Raw genomic sequence first — 2,934 nt, forward strand, 5'->3', positions numbered from 1 at the left:
GGGCGGCGGTAAGGGCCGCTGCCCGGTCAAGGGGCAGGTGGGGGCGAGGGCGGCCAGCGCTGCGGCGCGGTCCCCTTCAGCGGTGATGGCGCGGGCCACCTCTATGGCCCGTGGCCACGGCAGTTCGATGCCGGCCTTGACCAACGCGGCAAGACATTCGGTCTGCCGCTCTGACTCCGGCATGTGCGCTACCGTCTCTAATGCCGCCGCTGCGCTCTAGGCGCCTGCTAGTGTGCCTACTTGCACCAGTTGCACCAGCAGCTCCGGCGTGAAGTTGCCGCTGCGGCTGCGCAGGCTGGCTGCGATCAGCGCGCAGCGCAGGGCTAACCCAAGATTGTTGTGCTGATCTGCCCAATCCCAGAGGATATCGAGGTCGCTCAGGTAGCCGGTGTCGCTCCCTTCTGCCGCATAGCGCGCCGTTTGCCACGGTTGATAGGAGTGCTGACCATCGGAGCTAGGGACGATCTCCGTCAGCACGCGCGTCATCAGTTCCCATTCTCCGCCAACGCGGAGATGGGCGATCCAGAACTGGCGCAGGTAGCTGGAAAGGGGCTGGCTGCGGTCGCCGTACCATGCCTTGCCGTAGTCAATCGGCCGTTGCTGGAGCCGCGCCCGATCTTTGGGCGGGTAGATCTGTTCGAGAAAGACTTCGCGCAGCCGTTGGTGGCTGAAGACATACGTGTGCTCGCCAACGGTGATGATGAACCGGGCCACCTCGTCGTCGCGAACGACGTCAACGATGTCGCTCTGCTTGGTAAAGACGTCTGGCGCCAAGGCTTGGAGATCGTCGCTGCTCAGCGGCCCGTAGGCTGCGGCGCAGAGCGCCAGCAGTTTGCGGATGGGCCGGCTGGCTTGCCGCCGCTTCCGCAGGCTGTCTCCCCAATCTCTGACGAATTCTGCAAGACCCGGCGGTCGCCGGCTGAGGGAGGCGGGGGTGATCGCGTTGCTGCGCAGGGCCTTGATCAGCAGATTGCACGTCAGCGGATCACCCTCGCTGACCCGGTAGAATTGCTCGATGAAGTCCGGATCGTTGGTCTGCTCCGGCAGGTTTTGTCGCAGCAGCGCGGCGACGGCAGGCCGATCGAGGTTGTCGAGGGTGAGCTGCTTGACCGGTGCGTAATCCCAACCAAGCTGGTGTTGGTAGTCGGCGCCTTTGGCCTTGGTCTGCATGAGGTGATTCGGCATCGCGATGAAGGTTTAACTCGGTGGTGACATAATTCTACATTTCTGCTCACTCGGCACTCGCCTCTTTCCGCGCTTCACGAATATGCACGAATAGTTGCTCCACCCGTGCCAATTGCTGTGCCGCAGACGTTTGTTGAAAACAATCTCGCGCCTCCTCGAATGCTGCAATCGTCGCTTCGGGCCGTTTGAGTGCTGCGAGTGACAGGCCCAGCTTGAATGAGAACGAGCCCTGCAAGCGTAGCAGCCCAAGACGTTTGCAAATCGCAAGAGCTTGCTCGTAGTGTTTGATTGCCTGTTCGTGCCGCTCCTGCTCTGCCAAGCGATCCCCTATTCCGCAAGCCAGATTGCCTCATTCTGCTGATCGCCGAGTCTCCGGCTGATATCGAGCGCCTGCTGATAGTGTTCACGAGCCTCGGTAAACTCACCCTGCTTTCGCAGCACCAGCGCCATGTTGCCAAGCTGTGTGCTCTCACCCTGAGGATAGCTGATTGCGCGCATTATCTCCAGAGCTTCCTGATAATGAGTCAGCGCTGAGTCAAGCTGGTTCTTGGCCAGCGCTAGGTTGCCAAGACTCCAGAGTTGCTTGGCTTCGACTCGGCGATCATGAGCCTCGCGGGCCAGTTGGAGCGCTTCACGGCAGCACCGCTCGGCATCGTCGTGATGACCCAACTCAAAGTGAGCCACGCCGAGATTGCCGATGTGATGTGCCAGCGTCTGTCGATCGCCAAGCTCCCGCCCGATGCAGATCGCTGCCTCGTGGTGCTGGATAGCCTCCTGATAGGCGCCCAATTGAAGGTGCACATTACCGAGATTGCCGAGGTGGTTCGCTTCGTTTTGCCGATGCTCGCTCTCTGCCGGCTCAACGCGATGGCTTGTTGATATGTGGCAATGGCCTGCTCATACTGGCCGGTATCATTATTTGGCAAGATTTCCAACCCAGATGGCTTCACCACGCACATCCTGCTGCTGCCGACAAAGCTCATTCGCAGCTTCGTAGTGCCCGATCGCGTTTGGATAGTCGCCCAGATTCGCGTAGGCGATCCCTCGATTTCCTTGATTGGTTGGATCATCAGTCTCGATCCCAAGTTCCCGGTTGATCTGGATTGCACGTTCAAGACAGGCGATCGCGTGCTGATAGGCGCCGACTCGGATCGCCGCCATGCCAAGGTGGGTCAGATGCACGCTTTCGCCTTGTGGTGCCCAAGTTGCCCGGCGGCTTGCAACCCTGCTCGCAGCCATTCCATCACAACTTCGACACTGAAGCGGAGATCGATCAGGGGGATGCCAACACCGGCGAATGCATTGCACAGGGCTACAGCAACCTAGTCATGGTTCAGGCGAGAGCTCGCCCACTGTTGGGAGCGCTAGATCTGGCCCCAACTCGCATCAAACTGAGCCAGAGCGGCAGTCATCTACGCTCCGCCGGTGTCATAGGCGTCTTGCAGATCGGCAAGGACGGCGAAATAGTGCCGAGCATGACGCTGATGGGCTTCGCGTGAGCTGATCATGATGGCATTACAGGTTTTTCGACAGTGGCGCTCAATGACCTTCACAACCTCTACGCAACCACATCATCCATCCTCACCAATGCCCCCGCGCCTTCCCTGTGCGACGATGCGTGCAATGCCGTCGATGATCGCAGGGAGAAGTAGCACCTGTACCTGAGTCCACCACCAATGGGGCCGGTGCCGGGCTCCGATTCCGCGACTGGCTGGCCGAGCCGGAGGCGCCGGCGGTGCCATCGTCGTC

At 60.4% G+C, this 2,934-nt stretch carries 5 protein-coding genes and 1 pseudogene; 1 reads left to right on the plus strand and 5 read right to left on the minus strand.

The annotated features are described in order from the left end of the window. From U9R81_RS08095 to U9R81_RS08115, 5 genes and pseudogenes are all read right to left on the minus strand, one after another. Positions 1–183 (minus strand): annotated as a pseudogene (locus U9R81_RS08095) (hypothetical protein); the annotation flags it as partial. A 33-nt stretch (positions 184–216) separates the two neighbouring features. Then, positions 217–1,170 carry a hypothetical protein gene (locus tag U9R81_RS08100; protein ID WP_322494979.1) on the minus strand — a complete coding sequence of 318 codons (954 nt, stop codon included), beginning with the start codon at positions 1,168–1,170 and terminating at the stop codon, positions 217–219. Between the two features lie 61 nt (positions 1,171–1,231). Further along, positions 1,232–1,504, minus strand: a complete 273-nt coding sequence (locus tag U9R81_RS08105) for a hypothetical protein (protein ID WP_322494980.1) — start codon at positions 1,502–1,504, stop codon at positions 1,232–1,234. A gap of 8 nt (positions 1,505–1,512) precedes the next feature. Next, the gene (locus U9R81_RS08110) at positions 1,513–2,067 is read right to left on the minus strand and encodes a tetratricopeptide repeat protein (RefSeq protein WP_322494983.1); all 555 of its coding nucleotides are present in this window, start codon (positions 2,065–2,067) and stop codon (positions 1,513–1,515) included. A gap of 33 nt (positions 2,068–2,100) precedes the next feature. Continuing rightward, the gene (locus tag U9R81_RS08115; protein WP_322494981.1) at positions 2,101–2,367 is read right to left on the minus strand and encodes a tetratricopeptide repeat protein; all 267 of its coding nucleotides are present in this window, start codon (positions 2,365–2,367) and stop codon (positions 2,101–2,103) included. 23 nt (positions 2,368–2,390) lie between these two features. Between U9R81_RS08115 and U9R81_RS08120 the strand changes: the two genes are divergently transcribed. After that, on the plus strand, positions 2,391–2,684 hold the full coding sequence (locus U9R81_RS08120; protein WP_322494982.1) for a hypothetical protein: 294 nt from the start codon (positions 2,391–2,393) through the stop codon (positions 2,682–2,684). Positions 2,685–2,934: the final 250 nt, after the last annotated feature.

The sequence above is a fragment of the Chloroflexus sp. genome (assembly GCF_034435895.1).
Taxonomy (GTDB): domain Bacteria; phylum Chloroflexota; class Chloroflexia; order Chloroflexales; family Chloroflexaceae; genus Chloroflexus.

What these genes read in the sequence shown, in the direction of transcription:
- U9R81_RS08100 (WP_322494979.1), bottom strand. Translation starts at nt 1,170, where the DNA reads ATGCAGACCAAGGCCAAAGGCGCCGACTACCAACACCAGCTTGGTTGG.